Here is a 23,290-nt window from a genome sequence, read left to right on the forward strand (position 1 = left end):
TTAAATGGATTTAAACTGACAAAAGACTGCGGATCATTTTTCTGCAGTCTTTTTACTTTTCTACCAGCCGGAAAATTGCTAATTTGTAGGCCTAATAAACCTGATATGCAAAGTAGACGAAACTTTATAAAAAAACCGCAGCAGCTTCCCTGGTACTGGCCGTAAACCCTTTGGATGTAATTGCTAAAGACTTTATTGATAACACAGCAAAAGTAAACAAACCAATTGTTCTTTCTACCTGGAATTTCGGACTGAAAGCCAATGAAGAAGCATGGACAGTCCTTGGAAAAGGAGGAAAAGCGCTGGATGCGGTTGAAAAAGGAGTTCGTATCGTAGAATTGGACCCCAAAGAAAGAAGTGTGGGATATGGCGGACGTCCGGACAGAGATGGAAGAGTGACGCTGGATGCCTGTATCATGGACGAAAACTATAATATTGGCTCTGTAGCATGTCTTGAGCATGTTAAAAATCCTATTTCAGTGGCCAGAGCAGTAATGGAAAAAACACCCCACGTGATGCTGGTAGGTGACGGAGCTTTGCAGTTTGCCCTTTCGCAGGGTTTTAAAAAAGAAAATCTTCTTACTCCGGAATCTGAAAAAGAATGGAAAGAATGGCTAAAGACCAGCCAGTATAAACCGATTGCCAATATAGAAAACCACGATACCATAGGAATGATTGCTTTGGATGCCCAAGGAAATCTTTCCGGAGCCTGTACAACCAGCGGAATGGCTTTTAAAATGCATGGAAGAGTAGGAGACTCGCCGATTATCGGAGCAGGTTTGTTTGTAGATAATGAAGTAGGAGCCGCTACAGCAACCGGCCATGGGGAAGAAGTGATAAGAACTGTAGGAACCCATCTCGTGGTTGAGCTGATGAGACAAGGCAGGAATCCGCAGGAAGCCTGTAAAGAAGCCGTAGACAGAATTGTAAAAATCAATCAGCGAAGAAACAAAAATCTGAAAGACATTCAGGTAGGTTTTATTGCGATCAATAAACAAGGGGAATATGGATCGTACTGTATCCAGGATGGATTCAACTTTGCGGTATATGACCAGAAGGGAAACCGCCTTGAAAAGCCTGAATTTGCTTTGAAATAATTAAAATTCAATAGGAATGGGCTTTAGCCCGTTTTAAAAATCAATAAAACATCTATTGGCTTTAGCCAAAACTTAAAATAAAAAATGAAAAGAACCATTATCGCTTCCTTATTTCTCATTATTGCGTGCAAGGAAGAAAAGAAGGAGATCAAAACAGAGGCCCAACCGCAGCAGACAGAAGAGAAAGTAGTTCTGAATAAGGAGTCCAATGAGGCAGCAGATGCTAAGAAATGGCTGGAAAAGAGTATTGCAGATTACTTTAATGCTGATATCGGAAGTGAAGAAAAGAATATGCGGAAGATCACAACCAAAGATTACTTCGATTATAAAACGGATGCGATGAATGTTGACCTGGATGTAGACGGAGGCCTTACTGAAAAAGAATTTCAGGATAAATGGAAAACCAGATTTGATATAAGTAAAGCAGGTGTTGGAGCGGGCTTCCTGATTGCAGCACAGGACTGGGATAAAATTGAAGTTGGAAGCTGTGATTTAGAACTCTCCTCAAAAGATGAATATCTCTTCAATGTAGTGCTGACAGACAAAAAATTTAAAGCAGAATATCCGTCAGTAATCAAAGTAGTAAAAGAAAACGGTTCCTTTCTGATTGCAGATGTATGGCAGGGAGAACCGAAATAAAATTAAACCTATACAGTAATGTCAAAAATAGAAATAGCGTGTTTTAATCCTGAATCAGCGATAATCGCTTTTGAAAACGGGGCAGACAGAATAGAATTATGTGACGGTCTCAGCGAAGGCGGAACTACTCCGGATTTCGGAACCATGAAAAAGCTTCGTGAAAAAATGAATATCCCGATTTTTGTGATGATCCGTCCGAGAGGAGGAGATTTCACTTATTCCGACTCAGAGTTTGAACAGATGAAAAATGATCTGGTTCATTTGAAGTCTTTACATGCAGACGGTTTTGTATTCGGTATCCTGGATGAAAATGATGAGGTTAATATGGAACAGAATAAAGTTTTGGTAGAATTGGCTTCACCGCTTCCATGTACTTTTCATCGTGCTTTTGACCGTGCCGAAGGTTTGGAAGAGTCTTTAGAGAAAGTCATTCAATGTGGTTTTAAAACCATCCTTACTTCCGGTCAGAAACCCAATGTCTCAGAAGGAAAAGAGAATCTGAAAAAGCTGGTTGAACTATCCAACGGAAGAATAGAAATACTCGCAGGAGGAGGTCTGCGTTCATCTAATATTGCAGAAATAAGAGCTGTGACCAATGCCGGTTACTTCCATTCTTCAGCCATTACTGATGGTGGGGCATTTGCGAATGCGGATGAAGTGGTTGCGTTGAAGAGTAAATGATATGCACTCTGGTTGTCATTCCAGGCGTAGCGGAAATCTAAACCGATAAAATAGAGATTCCTTCGTCCTTCGGAATGACAAATCACTGGTATGATAACGATACAAAACAAATTTATTGATGAATAGAACGATCCTTTTTGCTTTCCTTTTCATGCAGAATATTTTTCATGCACAGTTTTCACAAAGGAGCTTGTCTTCGGAGAGCTGGCAGTTTAAAAACTCAAAAGAACAGAGCTGGCTTCCTGCTAAAGTTCCGGGAACAGTTCATCTGGATTTGATGAATAACAAGATGATTCCGGATCCGTACAAAGATGAAAATGAAAAGAAAGTACAATGGATAGAAAATGAAAACTGGGATTATCAGACAGCATTTACCGTTTCTTCCCGGGAACTGATGAATGACAATATAGATCTGGTATTCAATGGGCTGGATACATTTTCTGAAATTTACCTTAACGGTAAGATGCTGAAGAAAACAGATAATATGTTCAGGAAATGGAGTATTCCGGTGAAACAATATCTGAAAGCAGGTAGCAATACATTGCAGGTCAGGTTTACCTCTGCAGTAAATACCGGAAAAGAATTGGCTAAGAAAGTTCCGTTTACCATGCCGGAGTCCCCAAGAAGCTTTGTAAGAAAAGCTCAATATCAGTTTGGGTGGGACTGGGGCCCAAGGCTGGTTACCGCAGGAATCTGGAAAGATGTTCAGTTGGAATTCTGGAATAATGCCAGAATTATTTCGGTTAAAGATATTCAGAGCAAATATGCTGAACCCTCTCACAATTTACACTTTGATGTAGAAATGTATGCGCAGAACGCCGGTGATTATACGCTGGATCTTAATTCCATCCATAAAAAAATTACTTTAAAAAAAGGGAACAACACAATTACGGTTCCTTATGATACTGAAGGGATGAAGTTCTGGCAACCCAATGGACGTGGTGAGGCTAATCTCTATAATTTCGAAGTGAAGCTTTCCAAAGATCAGAAAAATATAGATGTTAAAAATATAAGGATAGGCTTAAGAACCGTAGAATTGGTTCAGGAAAAAGATGAAAAAGGAAAGTCATTTTACTTTAAGGTGAATGGGCAACCATTGTATATCAAAGGAACCAACTGGATTCCGGGCGATAGTTTTTCACCAAGAATGACCAGAGAAAAATATCATAAACTGATCAAAGACACAAAAGACGCCAATATGAATATGATCCGCATCTGGGGCGGAGGTATTTATGAAGACGATGAATTTTATAAAGCCTGTGATGAAAACGGTATCCTCGTCTGGCAGGATTTTATGTTTGCAGGAAGTTTTTATCCGGCAGATGAAGCCTTTTTAAATAATGTAAAAGAAGAAGTTAAAGATCAGGTCGCCAGACTTCAGAATCATCCATCCATTGCTTTGTGGTGCGGGAATAATGAAATTGATGAAGCCATTGTCAACTGGGGGTACCAGAAGCAGTTCAAATATTCAGAAAATGACTCCCTTCAGGTTTGGAAAGACTATAAAAAATTGTTTCACGATGTCATTCCCAAGGCATTGGCAGAAAACCTGAAATCAGATAAAAATATCTACTGGCCGAGCTCTCCGTCTATCGGCTGGGGACATAAAGAAAGTCTCACAGAAGGTGACTCTCATTACTGGGGCGTATGGTGGGGTGAGCAGCCGTTTGAGATTTACAACGAAAAAGTAGGTCGCTTCATGTCTGAATATGGTTTTCAGGGAACTCCTGCTCTTGAAACGACAAGATCAATGTTTTCCGGAACTCCTGATTTAAACCTTCAGAATCCAACCATCAAAGCGCATGAAAAACATGCCAGAGGCTGGGATATCATTAATGAATATATGAAGCGTGATTATAAGGTTCCGACTGATCTCGTACAATATAACTACATTTCACAATTGTTGCAGGCAAGAGGAATGCAGATTGCCATTGAAGCTCACCGCCGTGCAAAACCCTATAATATGGGAACATTGTATTGGCAGCTCAACGACTGTTGGCCGGTAGTCTCATGGTCTTCCATCGATTATTTAGGAAACTGGAAAGCTTTCCATTATCAGGCGAAAAGAAGTTTTGAGCCTGTTTTGGTATCAGTAGCTGAAACAGAAAAAATTATGACGTTTATCTGATAAGTGATTTGCTCAAAGAATTAAAAGCAGATATCAAGCTTGAACTCATTGATTTCAAAGGGAAAACACTTTGGAAAGCTAACCAGTCAGATATCATCAATACTGATATTAGTAAGAAAATCCGAAGCATCAATAAGTCAGAGCTGGCTCAGTTTGATTTGTCCCGAGCTGTTTTAAAGATCAGCTCTGAAAAAGATACAAAATTCGAAAAGCTGTTCTTTTTTAATAAGCCAAAAGATCTGAAACTTTTACAACCTGAAATTAAGATCAGAAAAATATCACCCACTGAAATTGAAATCTCTACAGATGTTTTAGCCAAAGATGTTTATCTGATTGGAGATACTCATTTCAGTGATAATTTCTTTGATCTCCTGCCGGAAACTTCAAAAAGAATAATCCTCTCAAAACCTTTGGAAAATGTTGAGACGTTGAGTCTTTGGGAGGTGATGAAAGGTTAAAATACAGCAAATGGTCTCCAAACCTTAGAGGTTTTTAAAGCCTATAAGGTTTAAAAATGAAAGAAAGTCATTAGAATTTAACTCAAAAAAATATAAATTTTACCTTTCCAACTGAAAAATCAGCCGTAAATTTGTTCCATATTTTATTACAGTTATGGTAAATTTTGTTCTGATTGCAGTATGCATTATTGCAGGAATGATATTCAAAGCAACAAAATCTATCCACCCCGATGCTCATAAGGGTATCAATATCTGGATTCTTTATCTTGCTCTTCCGGCAGTTTCATTTAAATACCTGCCTAAAGTAAAATGGACAACAGAAATGCTGTTCCCGATTGCAGCAACATTTTTAATTTCTGTGTTCTGCTTTTTCTTTATGATGTTTTACAGCAGGAGCAGAGGCTATTCAAGGCGTTCAAGGAGTACTTTAGAACTGGCAAGCGGTTATAGCAATACTTCATTCATAGGATTTCCGTTGATCAGTGCTTTTTATGGGGAAGGGCTTCTGAGTATCGCGATTATCTGTGACCAGACCATGTTCTTTGCCCTTTCCACGCTGGGAATTATTGCGGCAGTAAAAGGAGGCAGTAAATCCGGTAAAGTAAGTGCAATATTCATCTTAAAAGACTTGTCACGTTTCCTCCTTTAATAGGTTGTATTTCTGCATTAATACTCTCACAGTTTATTGATTTTACTGTTGCAGAGCCGTTTTTTGATAAGCTGGCAGCAACGGTAAGTCCACTGGCTTTATTTTCTGTCGGCTTGCAGCTGAAATTTAACGGCTGGAAAAAACTGATCCCGCAGATGTCTATGTCTATGCTTTACAAGCTTATTCTGGCACCCGCAATTGTTTTAGGAATGGCTTTATTACTGGGAATAAAAGGAAATGTAGCAAAAATTACGGTATTTGAAGCAGCAATGCCGACACTGGTAACCTCAAGTATTATTGCAGAACAGTTCAGGCTGAATACAAAACTGACCAACCTGATCATTGGATTCAGTATTATTGTAGGCTTTTTTACTTCTGCATTCTGGTATCAGATCACGGAACTTCTTTTTTAGGCATTCATGAATCCTTTCCTCGATCCTTTCTGAATTTGTGTTGTTCTTTTATCCACACGCTTTGTCATAGAAATAGGAATGGACAAAAATAAGGAGAAAACAAAGTGTAGAATGCAGTTTCAGGTTCTTGGTTAAAGATGATGAAAGAATTTCTGTAAACTTGCAGTTCTCTCAGGAAAAATCTAATTTTACATTTTAAATATTTCCCTTGCAGTACGCTCAGATAGTTTTACCATTGAATTTAAAAGGATCTTTTACCTATAAAGTTCCTGAAGAAATGATGCCCGAAATCCAGCCTGGAATGCGTGTTCTGGTACCGTTTGGCGGGAAGAAAATCTATACGGGAATTGTATTTGAGCTTCATGATAATGCACCGGAAAATTTTGTTGCCAAGGAAATCATCAGCATGCTGGATGATCGACCTATTCTTCCTCAGGAGCAGATCGATTTCTGGAACTGGCTTTCAGAATACTATATGTGCAATCTTGGGGAAATTTACAGGTTTTCATTTCCTTCTTCTTTAAAACTTGAAAGTGAAACCTATTTAAAATTAAAACCGGGTGCAATTGTTGACTTCGAAAATCTGGATGTTAACGAAATGTACCTGATTCAGGCACTCGAGGTGCGCCAGCTGATCAACCTGACGGATATTGAAGCATTTATACCTAAAAAAGATATCATCAGAACCATCAATTCACTTATCGATCTTCAGTATATTGAAATTGATGAGAAGATTGCTGAAAAATATAAAGCCAGAGAAGTAGCGTATGTAAGGATTAATGATGAGGTGCTGGCCAATCAGAACCTCACGGAAATTCTTTTAAAGCTGAACAGGGCACAGAAGCAGAAAGATCTTTTCCTTCTTATTCTGGAAAAACAAACAGAAAATCCGGATACACCTATAAAAAAATCTGAACTGTTTGAAGATGGTTATTTTGGAAGTTCGCACTTCAAGCCTCTGGCAGACAAAGGTCTTGTGGAGGAATATTATATGCAGAAAGACAGGATCGCGAGTTATGAAGGAGAAATTGAAGAGCTTGAGGAACTTTCAGAACAGCAGAAAACAGCCAAATCCGAGATCGATGAAGCTTTTGAAGAAGGGAAAAATGTGCTGCTTCACGGTGTCACTTCATCAGGAAAAACCCATATTTATTTAGAGAAAATAGATGAATGCATCCGTGACGGAAAGAATGTTCTGTTTTTACTTCCGGAAATTTCCCTGACCAAACAGATTACCCAGCGGTTAGAAAAAAATATGGCAGGCAATTAGGCTTTTATCATCAGAAACTTACTGATTTTGAAAGGGTGGAAGTATGGAGAAGAATCAGACAGAACGATATCCGTATTCTGATCGGAACCCGTAATGCTCTGTTTTTACCTTACCAGAACCTGGGGCTTATTGTAGTGGATGAAGAACATGATGCTGCTTACAGACCAAGGGAAGTATCTCCTTATTTTAATGCTAAGGATGCGTCATTGGTTTTGGGCAGGCTTTATCAGGCGGGAGTCATCCTGGGATCTGCCACACCTTCCGTTGAAAGCTACTACAGCGCCAGAAAAGATAAAATGAAATACGTTTTTCTGAATGAAAGATTCGGGAACGTTAATTTGCCTGAATATGAACTGATCAATTTTAAGGAAGCCCAGGAGTCTAAAAAGGTTTCCGGAAACTTCTCTCTGAAGCTTATTGAGGATATTAAGAAAACAGTAGATGCAAAAAATCAGGCTATTGTCCTGCATAATCGCCGTGGCTATTCCAATGTAATTGAATGTGAAAGCTGCGGGTATGTGAATTACTGTTCCAATTGCGATGTGGTGATGACGTATCATAAAGCGGCCAATGAAATGAAGTGTCATTATTGCGGCCAGAGAGCATCAAAACCTAAAACCTGTCCTAAATGTAATTCCGAAAAGCTGAACGAAAGAGGAGTAGGTGTAGAGCAGATTCACGAAGAAGTTTCCAAACTGTTTCCGGAAAATGAGGTGGATAGAATGGATGTAGATTCTATGCGTAAGAAATTTGCCTACGAAAAGCTGTATGAAAAGATTGAAGATGGAGAAACAGACATTATCGTAGGAACACAGATGATTTCCAAAGGGCTGGATTTTGACCATATCGAACTGGTTGCGATTCCTAAAGCGGATTCCTTATTATATGTACAGGACTTCAGAGCAGAGGAGAGGGCTTATCAGCTGATCACACAGGTTTCAGGGAGGGCCGGAAGGGTTTCCGGAAAAGGAAAAATTCTCATTCAGACTTTTAATCCTGATCATTCCGTATTTCAGTTGATCAAGATGAACAATCCCGCTAAAATCTATAAATATATCCTTACTGAGCGTCAGAAATTTCATTATCCGCCTTTTACCAAGCTGATCATGATTGAGCTGAAACACAGAAGAGAAGATAAAGCAGACCGTGCTTCTCAGTTTCTGGGTTCTATTCTCAGAAAATACCTTCCTGAAGACTGTGTTTTAGGCCCTGAAAGAGCTCAGATTGCAAGGCTGAACAATTTGTACCAGTTCCAGATTATGCTTAAACTTCCCCGTGGGAAGAACTATGAAAAATTCAAGAATATGGTTTTAATAAGTTTGAAAGAATTTGATGAAATCACTGCTTATCAAAGCATTAAAAAAGATGTTTTTGTGGATTTTTAACAATTTTTAACAAATTTTACACTCTTTTATAATAGGGCTGTAGTCCGTTGTATGACAATAATTTCTACTTTTGGACGTTGATTAAGTGTTTGGTTCTTTTAATGAATGATTTAACCTGTCATTTTTTATAGAGTCAAAGCTATAGAACAAAAAGAAGATAGATGGTAAATTTCAGAAAATATATTTCAAGTGCGGCGGTGTTGGCTTCTGGTTTTTTCCTGGCTCAATCTACCGTTTCTACCGTTCTTTATTCTCAGAATTATGACAATCAGAAAAGCAGCTTAAACCTACCTTCACCCGTTAGCACGGTGGTGGAGAAAACTGTTTTGTCAGCAAAAGAACTGGTAGACATTAATGTGAACACAATGATGACGGATCCTGTGCTGAAAAATGCAACCTGGGGATTCGTAGTGTATGACCCGAAAACGAAGAAAGTAATCTCTTCGTACAATGAAAATACTCCTTTAGTACCTGCTTCTACCACAAAATTACTGACAACGGAAACCGCTCTGAATATGCTGGGCGAAAACTACCGTTGGATGACTCAGCTGGAATATTCAGGAACCATAGATGAAAATGGAGTTTTAAACGGAAATCTTTATGTCATAGGAAGCGGTGACCCTTCTTTGGGAACAAACAAAGCAGGAGCAGCATCTTATAGAGATATCATTTCAGATTTCGTAAGCGGCGTTTCAAGAGAGGGAATCAAAAAGGTAAATGGTGATATTATCATTCAGACAGCGCTTTTCAAAGGCAATATTTCAATGCTTCCGGAAAATGTTGTATGGTTGGAAAACAATAACTATTATTTACCGGCAGGAACTACCCGCGATATCAACCCGGCCAACGAAAAATTAATCGTTAAAAAAGGTGGTTTCTCCACAGAAAAGAAATTTTTCTATGTTTCCCCTTACAATCATCAGATGGTCTATGCTGATAAATACGAAGGAAACGGAGTTTTAACAACCAAGCTTCCTGATGCACCTGCTTACCTTGCCAACTCTTTCAGGACAACACTGGTGAAAAGCGGCATTCCCGTTACCGGAAAAGTAACTCCGAAAATGACAGATGCAGCACCGGAAAACAGAAAAATGCTTTCAGCATATAAATCCCCAACTTTAAGCGATATTATTTATTATACGAACCAGCACAGTGATAACTCATTGGCTGAAGCTTTGCTGAGAACCGTAGGATATCAGAAAATGGGTGACCAGACTTCAGAATCCGGAAGAATAGTGGTGACTAATCACCTTAAAGATGCAGGTTTTGATATGACCGGACTTAACTACATCGATGGAAGCGGACTTTCAAGAAGTAATAATGTAACCCCGATTTCTCAGGTGAAATTCCTTACTTCCCTGATGGATCAGAAATACTACAGATCTTATCTGACTTCTTTGCCTGTCGGAGGGCAATCCGGAACTTTAAAAAGAATGTTCAATGCAGGAGGGAACGGACAGGTCTTTGCGAAAACAGGAACTTTGAACAAAGTGAAAACATTAGCCGGTTATCTGAAAACGAATTCAGGAAAAACATTGGTTTTTTCTTTAATGGTGAATAATTATTCCGGATCGGTAGATATGGTGAAGAAAAGAATGGAAAAAATTCTTGAACCTGCACTGGATTTGTAAAAATTTTTTATTTTATATATTATAACAGCCTTTTAATCATGGATTAAAAGGTTTTTTTTATATTTGATTAAATTTTTCAAAACATGACGAAATTGTACCTTTTGGTGTTGGGATTTTTATTGTCTCAACAATTTTATGGCCAGAAGCAAAGGCAAAATACGGATATGAAAGGATTAATCGAAAAAGAGAAAAATCCTTCACCCAAAAGATGAATATCGGGAATATCAATCCCAATACCCTGAATTACGACTTACAGTATCAGAGAATGGATGTCAGCCTGGATCCTGCGGTCTACAATATTTCCGGTTCGGTAACTTCACATTTCAAACCTACCCAAAGTATGGGAAGCATTTATTTTGATCTTTCCAATTCATTGACGGTTTCCCAGGTGAAATATCACGGGATCAACATTACAAGCTTTCAGCAGCTTCCTTCAAAAGAATTGAAAATTGATTTTCCGGCCTCTATTCCTGCCAATATAGTAGACTCTCTTACCATTTATTATGCAGGAGCTCCATCTACAAGTAATGATGCTTTCAAAACGGCTCTTCAGAGCGGAACTCCGGTGCTTTCTACTTTAAATGAGCCTTATGGTGCGCAGGATTGGTTTCCTACCAAGCAGAGTTTAAATGATAAAATTGAAAGATTTGATTTTAAAATTACCACTCCATCCAACTACAGTGTAGCAGCTAACGGAAAGCTGATGTCTGAAACTTTTCCCACAGGGAATACCAAACTGACCTTTTGGAGAACGATGTATCCTACACCGGCGTATCTGATCGCTCTTTCGATTACAAATTTTGTAAAGCTTACTGATACCATCGGAAATCCTCCTTTCCCTTTTGTGAATTATATTTATCCGTCCACAAACTCAAATGCAACCAGCGTAGCTAATATTAACTGGACAAAGCAGGTAATGGATACTTTTGAAACCTATTTTGGTCCTTATCCTTTCAGGAATGAAAAATACGGACACATGGAATTTATGTACGGAGGAGGAATGGAACATCAGACCATGTCTTCTATGGGCGGATGGAGCAAACAGCTTATTGCTCATGAGCTTACTCATCAGTGGTTTGGTGATAAGGTAACCTGCGGTGCATGGAATGATATCTGGCTGAATGAGGGTTTTGCCACATTCGGGGAACATGTTGCCAATGAGAAGCTATTGATGAACAATACAGATTTTCTGAATTACTTACAAGGTCAGTCCAATTATATTACAGCAGGCACAACCGGAAGCGTATATGTACCGGATAGCGGACTTTCCAGCATTAACAGAATATTTGACAGCAGGCTTTCTTATGCCAAAGGAGGATATGTGCTGAGAATGCTGAAATGGATTTTAGGGGATACAGTGTTTTACCAGGCGCTGAAGGATTATCATGCAAGACCCAATCTTGCATACAGCTATGCACGTACAGCTGATTTTAATGCCTCCTTACTGCAGTCAACAGGAACAGATTTTACAGAGTTTTTTAATGATTGGGTGTATGGAGAAGGATATCCTACCTATACCATAAAGTGGATGCAGAGCGGGAATCAGGCTTTATTTAAGGTTTCACAGACCCAAAGCAGCTCTACGGTAAGTTTTTCGAAATGCCTTTGCCCGTTAAAGTGACAGGAACATCCGGGCAGACGGCGTATCTGGTTCTTAACAATATCTCAAATAATCAATATTTCCTTCAATCGGTAACCTTCCCGATAGCGAGTGTACAGTTTAATTATGAGTATCAGATTATTGAGAAAAACTCTACAGTGACCCAGGATAATACGTTAAGTGTTTCTTCTGTTGAGAAGGAAGATTTTGGCTTATATCCGAATCCTGCTAAAAATGAAATTAATCTGAAAGGTATTAACAGAACTGTGGACTTTACGATTCACGCAATTGACGGAAAGCTGGTAGGAAAAGGAACATATCAGCCGGGTAAAGCGATCGGAATTTCAGAATTGGTTCCGGGAGCCTATTTTATTACGATTGATGAAAAGAATATCAAATTTATTAAGCACTAAAATGAAGGTCGGGAAAGTATGGAGGGTACTTTCTGAAAACTTTTAAATATAATACAGAAGAAGCTTTCATATTTGAAAGCTTCTTTGTTTTCTTGCTGCTCTGGCTCCTCTTTGCCTCGCCAGTCTGACCTTGTAGGAGAACCATTTGTCTTTGAATATCTTACGCATAAGGTTATCAAAATGTCTGGTGATCACAAGGTTTTTAAAACCGCGCCATTTTTCAAGAGGACTTGAAGGCAGTGCTCTTACCGATATAGAATATCCTTCTGTATCATACTGAATATAATGCCACCATCCGGAAGGAATATACAGCGTGTCTCCAGGATGAATGACTGCTTCGTAACCATTTAAATAGAGCAGGGCAGGGTATTTTCTGTAATCCGGATTTTAATCTGAACCAGACTGTGAAAATTGTATGGCAGCTTATACATAAAATCAGATTGCTCCCAGGAAGAGCCAGACTCTTTTGATTCCCCGGAATTGGGTGATAAAAACATGGGACATATCAATGTCAATATGATTTCTGGTTACGGAGCCCTCACCGCCGAAAAACATAAATGGCAACCATTTCAGTATTTTACCATTTGTTACATCATTGTAGATAATATCATTTTTAAGTTCAGGTTTTATTTTCAGCAAATTAAATAAGAAGAGCCGGTGTTCGGTAGGGGTTGATTGAATCAGGTCGAGATATTCTGAGAATGTGGCTTGGGCAATAGGATCACTTGCGACTCTGTCCAGGGAATCAAGCTCACTGCCGTATATATTGACCATCTGGTTTCCGGCAATCTCTTTGAAATACTCATAATTCCACTTTTTGAAAGCCGGGCTTTCCGGGTGTATGAAATCTTCAATAATAATTGGAATTCTCGGCTTCATATGGTTATTAATAAAGGTATCTGAGCTGATTGTCTTTATTTTTTGTACCGGCTTTAATCTCATATATTCAAAATTTAAGCAAATATAAATATTATCCTACTAAATTAGTAGACTAATAGTGTTAAAACTTAAACCTTAACTGATTTTTTAGAATTAAGGTTATAAAAGGTTTTATTTTACTGCCTTTTTAGTAAATTAGCACATCTAAAAAATTACTAAAATGATCTCTGAAAAATACCTTCAACATTTACAGAATGAACTTCAGAATATTGAGAATGACGGACTTTACAAAAGAGAGAATCATCACTTCTCAACAGAGTGCAGAAATAGAGGCTAACGGAAAAAAGCTTTTAAACTTCTGCGCTAACAATTATCTGGGATTATCCAATCATCCGGAAGTGATGAAAGCTTCTCAGGATATGATCCAATCTCATGGATACGGAATGTCATCTGTACGTTTCATCTGCGGAACACAGGATATTCACAAGGAGCTTGAGAAAAAATTGCAGATTTCCTTGGTCTTGAAGATACCATCCTTTACGCAGCTGCATTTGATGCTAACGGAGGTGTTTTTGAACCCTTATTTACAGAAGAAGATGCTATTATTTCAGATGAACTGAACCATGCGTCAATTATTGATGGTGTCCGTCTTTGTAAAGCGGCAAGATACAGATACAAAAACAATAATATGGAGGATCTGGAAGCTCAGCTGATTGCTGCTTCTGAAAAGAACCACCGTTTTAAAATTATTGTAACAGACGGAGTATTCTCAATGGATGGTATTGTTGCAGACTTAAAAGGAGTTTGTGATCTTGCAGACAAATATGATGCTTTGGTGATGGTAGATGATTCTCACGCAACAGGTTTCATTGGAAAGACTGGCCGTGGAACCCACGAAGCAAATGAGGTAATGGGTAGAGTAGATATCATTACTTCTACATTAGGAAGCGTTAGGAGGTGCTTTAGGTGGATTTACTTCCGGTAAAAAAGAAATCATTGATATGCTGAGACAGCGTTCAAGACCTTATTTATTCTCAAACTCTTTAGCACCTGGAATCGTAGGAGCTGCATTGAGAGTATTGGATATGATTTCTGATGACACTTCTCTTCGTGATAAAGTAATGGAAAATGCAGAATACTTCAGAACAGAAATGAAAGCAAAAGGCTTTGATATCCCTGAAGGCGATGCTGCTATTGTTCCGGTAATGCTTTACGATGCGCCACTTTCTCAGAAAATGGCCGAAAAGCTTATGGATGAAGGAATCTACGTGATCGGATTTTTCTATCCTGTAGTACCGAAAGGAAAAGCAAGAATCAGAGTACAGTTATCCGCTGCTCATACCAAAGAGCACCTGGATAAGGCGATTGCTGCATTTGAAAAAGTAGGAAAAGAATTAGGAGTGATCTCTTAATCGCTGAATTGGATACAATAATGAAAATATAAGGTTCGGCTCGGGCAGCTTTGCTGCCCGAGCCGAACTATTTTTATATAAATTCGTTTTTGATTGGGTTTTCCTGATCAAAGAAATTTATTTTTAACAATTATATAATAAGCTTATCTTTGCTGTTAATTTTTCTGAATGCTTTATACAATAATCAAAGCGCTGCACATTATTTTTATGGTAAGCTACTTTGCGGGAATTTTTATCTCGTAAGGATTTTCGTTTACTATAAAGACACTGATGATTTTCCGGAAGAAAAAAGAAAATTCTGAGAGAGCAGTATACTTTTATGGCCAGAAGGCTGTGGAATATTATCACCGTTCCTGCGGGAGTAATTATGGCAGTATGCGGGCTGGTCATGATTTTTAAATCCGGGGCTGATGAAAATGGGGTGGTTCCACTTAAAACTGACCTTCCTTATCGGGCTTGCGGCCTACCATTACTGGTGCTGGAAAAAGTTCTTCATTTAAAGGAACTGCATGGAGATACACTACCCATTGCCAATATCAAACTGAGACAGGCCAATGAGATTGCAACCTTCATTCTGTTTCTGGTGGTATTTACAGTTATTTTAAAATCAATGGTGATCGAATACTGGTGGCAATTAATTACAGGATTTTCGTTCTTGTATTGCTGATCATGATGACGGTAAAACTGGTTAACAAAAACAAAAAAACAAATAATTGTGGAGCAGGACGTATGTCTGAAAACATCCATCCTTTTTATATCTTACAAAAAACTATGATTGCAATTTTAAAGAAAGAACTTTGGAGTTACTTTGGAAACTGGAGTGCATGGGTGATCATTGCTGCTTTCAGCCTGATAGCAACCCTTTTCCTGTTCTTTTTCGACAACGATTCTAATATTTTTGAGATCGGAATGGCCTCATTGCAGAGCTATTTCGTATTGGTACCATGGCTGTTGATGTTTATCATTCCGGCCCTTTCCATGAAGACTTTTGCGGAAGAGCAGCAAACCGGAACATTAAACTGGCTTTTTTCACAGCCGTTAAAGGTTTCAGAACTGGTTACAGGAAAATTCCTTTCCGTATGGATTGTCGGGATTCTGTGCCTTATTCCTTCACTGATTTACCTTTATACGGTATATGTTTTGGGAGTTCCTGCAGGAAATATCGATCTCGGAATGACCTTCGGAAGCTACCTTGGGTTAATCATGTTAATTGCAGCCTTTTCAGCAGTGGGAATTTTAGCCTCTTCATTATCACAGAACCAGATTATGGCTTACCTGCTGGGTGTTTTTATGTGCTTCATCATGTATTTTGGAATTGAGCAGCTGGCAAGTTATAAACTTTTGGGCGGAGTTGATTTCATTCTTCAGAATATTGGCTTTTATCAGCATTTCTTAGGCTTCACAAGAGGGCTTATTGATGGTAAAGATGTAGCTTATTTTATTCTTGTCATTGGAGCTTCATTAGTATTGTCTAATCATTTTATTAACAAAAAGAAGTAGAATCATGAAGAAGTTCAATGCTCAATCTCCTCTGGGAATTTTCTTAATTGTAATTGTTCCTTTGGTTATTATCCTTACGTATTCGGGGATCAGGTTAGACTTAACAAAAGAAAAAGATATACACTTTCCGATAACACCATCAAAGTACTGGAGTCTGTAAAGCCTCTTACCGTAGAAGTGTATCTGGAAGGAGATTTTCCGGCAAGTTTCAAACAGCTCCAGAGCGAAACGAAATTCATGCTGGAAGAGTTCAGAAAGATTAATCCGAAGATTGATTTTAAATTTATCGATCCGATTAAAACCAAAATGTCTCAGGATACCCTGATGGCCATGGGAATGCAGCCGTCAATTCTTCCCGATGTGAAAGACGGAAAGATCTCACAGATCACGCTTTTCCCTTATGCTGTGATCAAACACGGAAATGACGGTGTTTCTATTCCGTTAGTGGTTCAGCAGGCAGGAATTGATGCCGATGAGCAGCTAACAAGATCTATTGAAGGCCTGGAATATAACCTTGTTTCCAATATTAAAAATATTGCAGCAGCCAAAAGGAAAAAAATCGGGATTTTGGTCAACCATGATGAATTGAATCCGGATGAATTCCAGGGGTTTGTGCAGCTGGCGATGGAAAATTATGATGCAGGGCCTATTATTCCTAAAAATCAGACTGAGCTTTCACTGGAAGATGTTCCTTTATTGAAACAGATGAGCGCCCTGGTAATTGCAAAACCGAGAAAAGCTTTTACAGATAATGAAAAAGTAATTCTTGACCAGTACATCATGAATGGCGGGAAAACACTTTGGATGATTGATGCCGTAAATGCTGAAATGGATACCTTAACAAGATCCAAAAGTAATGCCTTTCCCGATCGATATCAATATGACTGACTTCTTTTCAATTACGGGGTAAGAATCAATCCTGCCTTGGTAAAAGACGTTAAAAAATTTGCATTATTAAGACTCGTTACAGGAGAAGTAAGCGGAAATCCTCAGTACACAAGCCTGCCATGGCCTTATTATCCTCTGGGAATTGCTGAAAACAATAATCCGGTTACCAAAAATATTAACCCTGTAAAGTTTGAATTCCCTACTTCAATCGATACATTGGGAGGAAGAAAAAATATCAAAACAAAAGTTCTTTTTGAGTCCAGTGAAAGAACATTGTTAAAACAGGTTCCAAACTATGTGGATCTGAAAGAAATTGCTAGTGTAGACAGTCTTGGACAAATGGAAAAGCCAAGTACTCCGAAGATTTTCGCTGTAGCATTGGAAGGGAAATTCAACTCTGCGTATGCATCAAGAATTGAAAGAAAGTCTTACCCGGGATTCAAAACATCAAGTCCGGATAATAAAATGATCGTGATTGCAGACGGAGATGTAGGAAGAAACAAAGTGATCAAAGGAAAACCGCTTCCACTGGGGGTAGATCTGTTGACGAACGAACAATTCGGAAACGAGCAGTTCCTGAAATGCTTTGGATTATCTGCTGGATGACAGCAACCTGATGGAACTGAGAAACAGAAACATCGAAGAAAGACTTCTTGACAGACAAAGAATTACTGAAGAGAAATCCAAATGGCAGTGGCTGAACTTATTGCTTCCACTGGCTATTATCGGCCTTCTGGGAGGACTGTTCTTCTGGTTAAGGAAAAAGAAATTTGGATAAAATATAAAGCTCCCGGAAGATTTCTCTGCCGGGAGCTTTGTTTATATTGACGTAATAATAAAAAATCTATCTGGACTTCAACTTTTTATTCTCTTCCTTCAAAGCTTCCACCTGTTCTTCCAAAATTTTAATATAGCTCTGTAAATTTTCTACAATAGAATCCGGAATACTGTGGAAGTTGTTGAAATAGCTGCCTGCATTATCATTAAAAGTCGTATTGTCATGATTATTATGGACAATAGCTGTTTTTCTTTCCTCTTTGATCTCTTCTACAGGAACATCAAGCGCTTTAGCAAGTTTTTCCCATTCATCATCATATATTCTGACTTCATCATTCTCTTTTCGGGAATAATTGGAGACATCTGTGGATATGATATTAGACATATATTCTTGTGTATAGCCTCTTTGTTTTCTTAGATTTCTTAGCTTTTCCATAACGACTTTTATATTTGTGTCTTTCTACAAATATAATTAAAAAGTGAAATTTAAACCTGCTTATTGAAAAAGCTCTGCTCCTTCTCCGGTACATTTCAAATCCTATAAAAAACATCATTTTTCTTCTTATCTGTTAAAGATATTTCTATCTTAAAATCTGCGTTATCTGGGAAATTTGCGTAAGATTAAAAGATAGTATAAAACATTTACAGCTTACGTTAAATAAAAAAGAGAAGCACACACTTCTCTCTATTATTTTAACCTTCCAATACCGGAATAAGATGTTCCCATTTCAGCTGTTTTGCATAATCAAGGGCTGTTTTTCCTTTTTTAGACCGGATATTTTTATCAGCTCCTGCTTCCAAAGCTATCTGCACAGTGGTTAAGTTTCCTGCAATCGTTTCTTTGTGAAGAAGTGTCAGGCCGTATTCATCAGCTTGTGTAAGCTCATCCGGATATTGCTGTAAGAACTTTGCAAATTCCTCCTTCATATTTTTACTCATGGGATGCTCAATCAGATTTTCCGGATTTTCTTTCTGGTTATTGACCAAAAGTATATCGTTGAAATCTCCGAAATCAAGCTGCCAGGCATTATCATGTTCTTTTCTTTCCGCATCGGACATATCAGCACGCATTTTCTGAATGGTAAATCCTCCGTAAGCTTTTGGAAGCGGGGTTGAGGAAGATGAAAACAGCCTGGAAAGTCCTTTAGGTTTCTGTACACCCGGGGTGATGGCAAAAAGCCAGTCAGTGATGTTCTCTAAAGGAATTTCAACATAATCACCAACCTGTACGTTTTTAAGGCTGTTAGGCTCATTAATAAGATATCCTCTTACATGATCCCCGTCAAAAATATTTCATTGATCCACATATGTTCCACCAGGCTTTCTCCGGTTTCTTCATCCTGCTCTTCAAAAGCAGTTTTAACACATGATACGGTAAGCCCCGGAATAATTCTTCTGTATTCCCAGGATTGTTCGCGCCAGAAATACTTAAAAGTTTCCTGTGCTTTTTTGTAAGCTTCAATCATTTGCGGATCATTTCCGTCTGCAAAAAATAGGATTGTCTTCCATTTAATAATTTTACTATGAGATAGGTGTTAAAGATTATTGTTGATAGGCCTCTTTGGGAAGTAAGGCGGCTGTTTTGTAATAGCTGATGTCAATGGGTATTTGTGCCTGAAGATCCTGGAAAGTATCATAATCATAATGAACCCAGTTTTCTTCATGATCGGGATCAGGGTTTTATCTACAGCCAGCTCAAGTTTCCCGTCTTCCTGATAGCTGCATTCTATCGCTGCATATTTTTCACCGTTTTTGTCGTTGGTGTACCAGCATTTTATAGTTCTTTCGAGTTGCGGTTCGTGGGTTTCATTATCGATGACCTGTGAACAGATGAAATTTTCGGGGTCATCTTTTTGAAAACGGTTTTAGAAATTAAAGGGAGGTCGTCTACAGATAAGGAATACAATTTATTGGTAGAAATAATAAAGCTGTCAGTGGTTTCTTTTTTCAATATCAAAAAAGTCAGATTTTTCTTTAAGATAATCCACGACCTGCGCTTCGTCCTCTTCGTCACTTAAAAAATAATTGATGTTGTAAACACTGTCTTCATTAATAAATTCAATTTCTTTCAGGAAATCGGTACCTTCTTCATAATAATACAGATGATATTCGCTTAGCTTCACAGCTTTACTTTTGGAAATGACCTCTCCAAAAATGTTTTTGTACACTTTTCTCATTTTTAATCATGTTATTTTGTTTCATCTATTAGTTTAAGTGGTGTAGCAAAGATAAGTTTTCTTTTTTATCTTAATCTGAAGCATAATAGTATTTATTTCGTAAGTATTCTATATATCCTTTATAAAATCCTCATATTCATAGTAAAACCGTTCAAAGCCATCCATTTTGTCTACAAAGAATTCAAAAATTTCCTGCCATGTATTTTTATTAAAAATGGAAACGCTATGTTTTTCAACCCATATCCTGCTGATCACTTTGCCATTTTCAAGGGTAAAATATTCTTCCTTCTGAAAATCTCCAACGAAATCTTTTAAAATATCTTCCAGAGACCAGATTTTCTCATAATAAGCATTTCTGAAAATTTCATCTTTCATTTCGATATCCAGAGAAACTTCTGCTTTTTTATTGTCGGCTGAAAATTTAAATGCCATGTCCTTGATTTTGGTATCATAAAGAATCCATTTTCTGGGAAATGACTTTCCGAAAGCTGTCCAAAATTCCTTTTTAATTGCTGTGCCTCTTGTTTACTGAACATATGGCAAACATAATGATTTAATGGCAGAAAGGCAAAAATGTGGTATATAAAACCGTAAAATTACGGATGAAAAAAATTATCTTTTGCTCATTTACAGTTTCACTTTTCTCTCTTTTCAAATATTAAACAATTTTCTTATTTTTGCTGTAATGCTTTCAAAAAAATCTCAATATGCGTTTAAGGCGCTTTCATATCTTGTAGAAAAAAGAAATGAAGGCCCGATTCTTATTTCTGAAATTGCGGAACATAAAAAGATTCCTTTAAAGTTTTTGGAAAATATCCTTCTTGAACTGAAAAAAGCGGATATCCTTGACAGTAAAAAGGAAAGGGTGGAGGATACTTCTTCAAAGAAAAGCCTGAAAATGTGAAACTGGCAAAAATTATTCGTCTGGTAAACGGTCCTATTGCCATGCTTCCCTGTGTAAGTCTTAATTTCTATGAAAAATGTGAAGACTGCAATGAAGACCACTGCGGACTTCATGATGTACTGATAGAGGTTCGTGATGCATCCCTGAATATTCTGGAAAGTAAAACTTTAATGGATCTGGTTGACTAACCTGATCCTTTTTTTGAATTAATAGTCTACTTGTTTTGTAGGATAAATATTTTATCAGATATTTGCACTACTTCAAATGAATAAACTATGATTTCAAAAGAAGAGGAAAACCAAATACAAAAGATCACTCCTTCTCGTATTACAGTCCATTGGGCTGCTGCATATATTGTATCTGAAAAAAATCCGGCCTGGAAATAGTGATGACACACAATCGTTTAATGCCTTTATTGTCAATGGCAATGATCATAAAAGAGTACTGGCCAAAAACAGCTTTTTGATATGGTAATTTCGAGAAAAATTCAGATAAGGCTTAATGTTCTTTTGGTAACCGCAGCTCTTGTTTCCATTGTTGTTTTTTCAATGTATGAACTGGGATATCTGGAAGAGCTGCAGGCAATCCTGGCAAAAGATAATTATATTTTTTACTGGATGCTATTGGTGGGCGTTTTTGCAGAGATTGTTGCCGGATCAATGGGAATGGGATATGGGGTAATCTGTACCACAACGCTGATGCTTCTGAATATTCCGCCGCATATTGTAAGTGCAAGTATTCATTCGGCAGAAAGTTTTACCACTGCTGCAGGAAGCCTCAGTCATATTAAATTGAAAAATGTAAGTAAGAACCTGGTGAAAAAGCTGGCTGTTCCGGCTGTAATCGGGGCAATTATCGGTGCGGTATGTCTTACTTATCTTGGAGAATATTACGCGAAGATCACCAAAACACTGATCGCTTTTTATACTTTATATCTCGGTTTTCAGATTTTATCAAATGCATTTAAAGAAAAACAAAGTAAAGCCCTGAAAAGAAAACCAATCTGATCAGGCTGGGTGTGATAGGCGGCTTTATAGATTCCTTTGCAGGAGGAGGCTGGGGGCCTTTGGTAACCGGAACACTGATCAAAAATGCATTTACTCCAAGATTTGCTGTAGGAAGTTCTACTGTAGCCAAATTTATCCTTACCATCACCGCAGCCGTTACCTTTTTCTTTACCCTGGGAATTCAGCATTGGAATATCATTCTTGGCCTTTTGATCGGAGGAATTGTTACTGCGCCTTTCTCAGCAATGCTTACCGCTAAGCTTCCTGTAAAGAAAATGTTTGTAATTATCGGAACTTTGGTCATTGTGATGAGTTCCATAACTATTTATAAATCAGTTTTTAATTAAAAAAATATGTTCGGTGTGGAAAAATAAAAGGGGCAAAAAGATATTTGATTTTGAAAATACTTTACTTTTACATCACTAAATATTAGAACATGAATTTACATATCATTGCACTTTTTAAGTTTAATGAAAACTATCTGATGGATGCCGTAGAGCTGTTTCAGAAGCTTGTGAAAGAAACAAGAAAAGAAGAAGGCTGTCTGCAGTATGACCTGATTGAAGATAAAGATAATAAAGGCACTTTTTTCCTGATCGAGCTTTGGGAAAGTGTTGAGCACCACAACAGGCATAATGGCCAGGACCATCTGTTGGATTTCCGTAAAGATGCTTCCAAAATCATGGAGAGTTCTGCAGAGGTTTATAAAGGATTTAAAATATATTAATTGAACATTTAAAGATTTAAGAATTTAAAAACTTAAAGATTTTTCTCAACTTCAATAAAGAATAAAAGGCGGCTTCAATACTCTGAAACCGCCTTTTTATTAGAAAAATAGAAAGTATTACAATAAAATATTTATTTTACGATAAGCTTTTTCGTCTCCGAGTGGCCTCCGTAAGTAATTTTTATCAGGTAATTTCCTGAAGTAAGGGTAGAAAGGTTCAGTTCCTGCTTATAGAAACCTGCCTGGTTGGTAAGTTCCGCAGAATAGACCTTTTTGCCGGTAAGATCATAAACCTCTGCATTCCCTTTGCTGCCTGCTTTTTCTTTAACATCAAAAAGAACCGTTACTTTTTTATCAGCTGTTGCAGGGTTAGGATACAAACCGAAAGATGCTTTTTTCCCAACTTCGGTAATGCCTAATGTTTCAGTAATCTTCTTGTATTTGAAATACATGTTTCCTGTACTTGCTCCACCATTGGTCGTGAAGTACATTCTGTAGTAGTCATTTCCTTTTTTGACGTAGTATACAACATCATTTTTTACGGTCCCGATCCCTTTCCATGAATGTCCTACTGTTGTAATCGCTGATGAGAAACTTGTACTGGCAGGAATAGAACCGGCTGCTGTTTGCTGGGTTTCAGGCTGTACCATTGCTA

Annotated in this window: 18 protein-coding genes and 8 pseudogenes; 20 read left to right on the plus strand and 6 right to left on the minus strand. The window is 37.9% G+C overall.

Annotated features, from left to right (window positions below):
* Positions 1-170 precede the first annotated feature (170 nt).
* The 10 genes and pseudogenes from OWR28_RS26440 to OWR28_RS26490 all read left to right on the plus strand — a co-directional run bounded on the left by OWR28_RS26440 (position 171) and on the right by OWR28_RS26490 (position 12,364).
* Complete coding sequence (locus tag OWR28_RS26440; RefSeq protein WP_332389174.1) at positions 171-1,097, plus strand: N(4)-(beta-N-acetylglucosaminyl)-L-asparaginase; 927 nt, start codon at positions 171-173, stop codon at positions 1,095-1,097.
* An 84-nt stretch (positions 1,098-1,181) separates the two neighbouring features.
* Positions 1,182-1,736 (plus strand): hypothetical protein, encoded by a 555-nt coding sequence (locus OWR28_RS26445; protein ID WP_332389175.1) that lies wholly within the window; start codon positions 1,182-1,184, stop codon positions 1,734-1,736.
* An 18-nt stretch (positions 1,737-1,754) separates the two neighbouring features.
* Positions 1,755-2,417 carry a copper homeostasis protein CutC gene (locus OWR28_RS26450; RefSeq protein WP_332389176.1) on the plus strand — a complete coding sequence of 221 codons (663 nt, stop codon included), beginning with the start codon at positions 1,755-1,757 and terminating at the stop codon, positions 2,415-2,417.
* Positions 2,418-2,535: 118 nt separating this feature from the next.
* Positions 2,536-5,003, plus strand: a pseudogene (locus OWR28_RS26455) (beta-mannosidase).
* Positions 5,004-5,157: 154 nt separating this feature from the next.
* Positions 5,158-5,652: an AEC family transporter gene (locus tag OWR28_RS26465; RefSeq protein WP_332389179.1), complete on the plus strand. Its 495-nt coding sequence runs from the start codon at positions 5,158-5,160 to the stop codon at positions 5,650-5,652.
* Positions 5,653-5,672: 20 nt separating this feature from the next.
* Positions 5,673-6,065, plus strand: coding sequence for an AEC family transporter (locus tag OWR28_RS26470; protein WP_332389214.1), 393 nt, complete (start codon positions 5,673-5,675; stop codon positions 6,063-6,065).
* Positions 6,066-6,273: 208 nt separating this feature from the next.
* Positions 6,274-8,720, plus strand: a pseudogene (gene priA / locus OWR28_RS26475) (replication restart helicase PriA).
* A 161-nt stretch (positions 8,721-8,881) separates the two neighbouring features.
* A complete protein-coding gene (gene dacB / locus OWR28_RS26480) occupies positions 8,882-10,351 on the plus strand; it encodes a D-alanyl-D-alanine carboxypeptidase/D-alanyl-D-alanine endopeptidase (protein WP_332389180.1) in 1,470 nt (489 codons plus the stop codon).
* Between the two features lie 208 nt (positions 10,352-10,559).
* Positions 10,560-11,972 carry a M1 family metallopeptidase gene (locus OWR28_RS26485; protein ID WP_332389181.1) on the plus strand — a complete coding sequence of 471 codons (1,413 nt, stop codon included), beginning with the start codon at positions 10,560-10,562 and terminating at the stop codon, positions 11,970-11,972.
* Positions 11,969-12,364, plus strand: coding sequence for a T9SS type A sorting domain-containing protein (locus tag OWR28_RS26490; RefSeq protein WP_332389182.1), 396 nt, complete (start codon positions 11,969-11,971; stop codon positions 12,362-12,364). Before OWR28_RS26485 ends, OWR28_RS26490 begins: the two co-directional genes overlap by 4 nt.
* A 66-nt stretch (positions 12,365-12,430) precedes the next feature.
* Here the strand turns inward: OWR28_RS26490 and OWR28_RS27460 are convergent.
* Positions 12,431-13,306 (minus strand): annotated as a pseudogene (locus tag OWR28_RS27460) (cupin-like domain-containing protein).
* A 157-nt stretch (positions 13,307-13,463) separates the two neighbouring features.
* Between OWR28_RS27460 and kbl the strand changes: the two are divergent.
* The 6 genes and pseudogenes from kbl to OWR28_RS26535 all read left to right on the plus strand — a co-directional run bounded on the left by kbl (position 13,464) and on the right by OWR28_RS26535 (position 17,821).
* Positions 13,464-14,655 (plus strand): annotated as a pseudogene (kbl, locus tag OWR28_RS26505) (glycine C-acetyltransferase).
* Between the two features lie 319 nt (positions 14,656-14,974).
* The gene (locus OWR28_RS26510; protein ID WP_332389184.1) at positions 14,975-15,322 is read left to right on the plus strand and encodes a hypothetical protein; all 348 of its coding nucleotides are present in this window, start codon (positions 14,975-14,977) and stop codon (positions 15,320-15,322) included.
* Positions 15,323-15,327: 5 nt separating this feature from the next.
* On the plus strand, positions 15,328-16,155 hold the full coding sequence (locus OWR28_RS26515) for an ABC transporter permease (protein ID WP_332389215.1): 828 nt from the start codon (positions 15,328-15,330) through the stop codon (positions 16,153-16,155).
* A gap of 4 nt (positions 16,156-16,159) precedes the next feature.
* Positions 16,160-16,315, plus strand: a complete 156-nt coding sequence (locus tag OWR28_RS26520; RefSeq protein WP_332389185.1) for a hypothetical protein — start codon at positions 16,160-16,162, stop codon at positions 16,313-16,315.
* Positions 16,303-17,649 (plus strand): annotated as a pseudogene (locus tag OWR28_RS27465) (Gldg family protein). Before OWR28_RS26520 ends, OWR28_RS27465 begins: the two are co-directional and overlap by 13 nt.
* Positions 17,630-17,821 (plus strand): hypothetical protein, encoded by a 192-nt coding sequence (locus tag OWR28_RS26535; protein WP_332389187.1) that lies wholly within the window; start codon positions 17,630-17,632, stop codon positions 17,819-17,821. Before OWR28_RS27465 ends, OWR28_RS26535 begins: the two are co-directional and overlap by 20 nt.
* A 66-nt stretch (positions 17,822-17,887) precedes the next feature.
* Here the strand turns inward: OWR28_RS26535 and OWR28_RS26540 are convergent, their stop codons facing one another.
* The 4 genes and pseudogenes from OWR28_RS26540 to OWR28_RS26555 all read right to left on the minus strand — a co-directional run bounded on the left by OWR28_RS26540 (position 17,888) and on the right by OWR28_RS26555 (position 20,533).
* Positions 17,888-18,256 carry a helix-turn-helix domain-containing protein gene (locus OWR28_RS26540; protein ID WP_332389188.1) on the minus strand — a complete coding sequence of 123 codons (369 nt, stop codon included), beginning with the start codon at positions 18,254-18,256 and terminating at the stop codon, positions 17,888-17,890.
* A gap of 257 nt (positions 18,257-18,513) precedes the next feature.
* Positions 18,514-19,286: pseudogene (locus OWR28_RS26545) on the minus strand (DUF2314 domain-containing protein).
* A 465-nt stretch (positions 19,287-19,751) separates the two neighbouring features.
* Positions 19,752-19,997, minus strand: a complete 246-nt coding sequence (locus OWR28_RS26550) for a hypothetical protein (RefSeq protein ID WP_332389189.1) — start codon at positions 19,995-19,997, stop codon at positions 19,752-19,754.
* Between the two features lie 108 nt (positions 19,998-20,105).
* Positions 20,106-20,533 (minus strand): annotated as a pseudogene (locus OWR28_RS26555) (DUF4268 domain-containing protein).
* Between the two features lie 149 nt (positions 20,534-20,682).
* On the opposite strand from OWR28_RS26555, the pseudogene OWR28_RS26560 reads away from it, so the two are divergent.
* The 4 genes and pseudogenes from OWR28_RS26560 (at position 20,683) to OWR28_RS26575 (ending at position 22,635) form a co-directional block, all read left to right on the plus strand.
* Positions 20,683-21,089: pseudogene (locus OWR28_RS26560) on the plus strand (RrF2 family transcriptional regulator).
* A 279-nt stretch (positions 21,090-21,368) separates the two neighbouring features.
* Positions 21,369-21,908: a sulfite exporter TauE/SafE family protein gene (locus OWR28_RS26565; protein ID WP_332389190.1), complete on the plus strand. Its 540-nt coding sequence runs from the start codon at positions 21,369-21,371 to the stop codon at positions 21,906-21,908.
* A gap of 11 nt (positions 21,909-21,919) precedes the next feature.
* Positions 21,920-22,255: a TSUP family transporter gene (locus OWR28_RS26570; protein WP_332389191.1), complete on the plus strand. Its 336-nt coding sequence runs from the start codon at positions 21,920-21,922 to the stop codon at positions 22,253-22,255.
* A gap of 89 nt (positions 22,256-22,344) precedes the next feature.
* Positions 22,345-22,635 (plus strand): putative quinol monooxygenase, encoded by a 291-nt coding sequence (locus OWR28_RS26575; protein ID WP_131438555.1) that lies wholly within the window; start codon positions 22,345-22,347, stop codon positions 22,633-22,635.
* A 131-nt stretch (positions 22,636-22,766) separates the two neighbouring features.
* Here OWR28_RS26575 and OWR28_RS26580 read toward each other — a convergent pair whose 3' ends face one another.
* Positions 22,767-23,285, minus strand: coding sequence for a T9SS type A sorting domain-containing protein (locus OWR28_RS26580; protein WP_332389192.1), 519 nt, complete (start codon positions 23,283-23,285; stop codon positions 22,767-22,769).
* Positions 23,286-23,290 lie beyond the last annotated feature (5 nt).

It is taken from the genome of Chryseobacterium sp. 1B4, assembly GCF_036631475.1.
GTDB lineage: Bacteria > Bacteroidota > Bacteroidia > Flavobacteriales > Weeksellaceae > Chryseobacterium.

Coding starts and splice junctions, on each gene's coding strand:
- OWR28_RS26450 (WP_332389176.1), top strand. CDS start 1,755: ATGTCAAAAATAGAAATAGCGTGTTTTAATCCTGAATCAGCGATAATC.
- dacB (WP_332389180.1), top strand. CDS start 8,882: ATGGTAAATTTCAGAAAATATATTTCAAGTGCGGCGGTGTTGGCTTCT.
- OWR28_RS26540 (WP_332389188.1), bottom strand. CDS start 18,256: ATGGAAAAGCTAAGAAATCTAAGAAAACAAAGAGGCTATACACAAGAA.
- OWR28_RS26510 (WP_332389184.1), top strand. CDS start 14,975: ATGGCCAGAAGGCTGTGGAATATTATCACCGTTCCTGCGGGAGTAATT.
- OWR28_RS26550 (WP_332389189.1), bottom strand. CDS start 19,997: ATGAGAAAAGTGTACAAAAACATTTTTGGAGAGGTCATTTCCAAAAGT.
- OWR28_RS26580 (WP_332389192.1), bottom strand. CDS start 23,285: ATGGTACAGCCTGAAACCCAGCAAACAGCAGCCGGTTCTATTCCTGCC.
- OWR28_RS26445 (WP_332389175.1), top strand. CDS start 1,182: ATGAAAAGAACCATTATCGCTTCCTTATTTCTCATTATTGCGTGCAAG.
- OWR28_RS26565 (WP_332389190.1), top strand. CDS start 21,369: ATGGTAATTTCGAGAAAAATTCAGATAAGGCTTAATGTTCTTTTGGTA.
- OWR28_RS26465 (WP_332389179.1), top strand. CDS start 5,158: ATGGTAAATTTTGTTCTGATTGCAGTATGCATTATTGCAGGAATGATA.
- OWR28_RS26515 (WP_332389215.1), top strand. CDS start 15,328: ATGACGGTAAAACTGGTTAACAAAAACAAAAAAACAAATAATTGTGGA.
- OWR28_RS26485 (WP_332389181.1), top strand. CDS start 10,560: ATGAATATCGGGAATATCAATCCCAATACCCTGAATTACGACTTACAG.
- OWR28_RS26575 (WP_131438555.1), top strand. CDS start 22,345: ATGAATTTACATATCATTGCACTTTTTAAGTTTAATGAAAACTATCTG.
- OWR28_RS26520 (WP_332389185.1), top strand. CDS start 16,160: ATGAAGAAGTTCAATGCTCAATCTCCTCTGGGAATTTTCTTAATTGTA.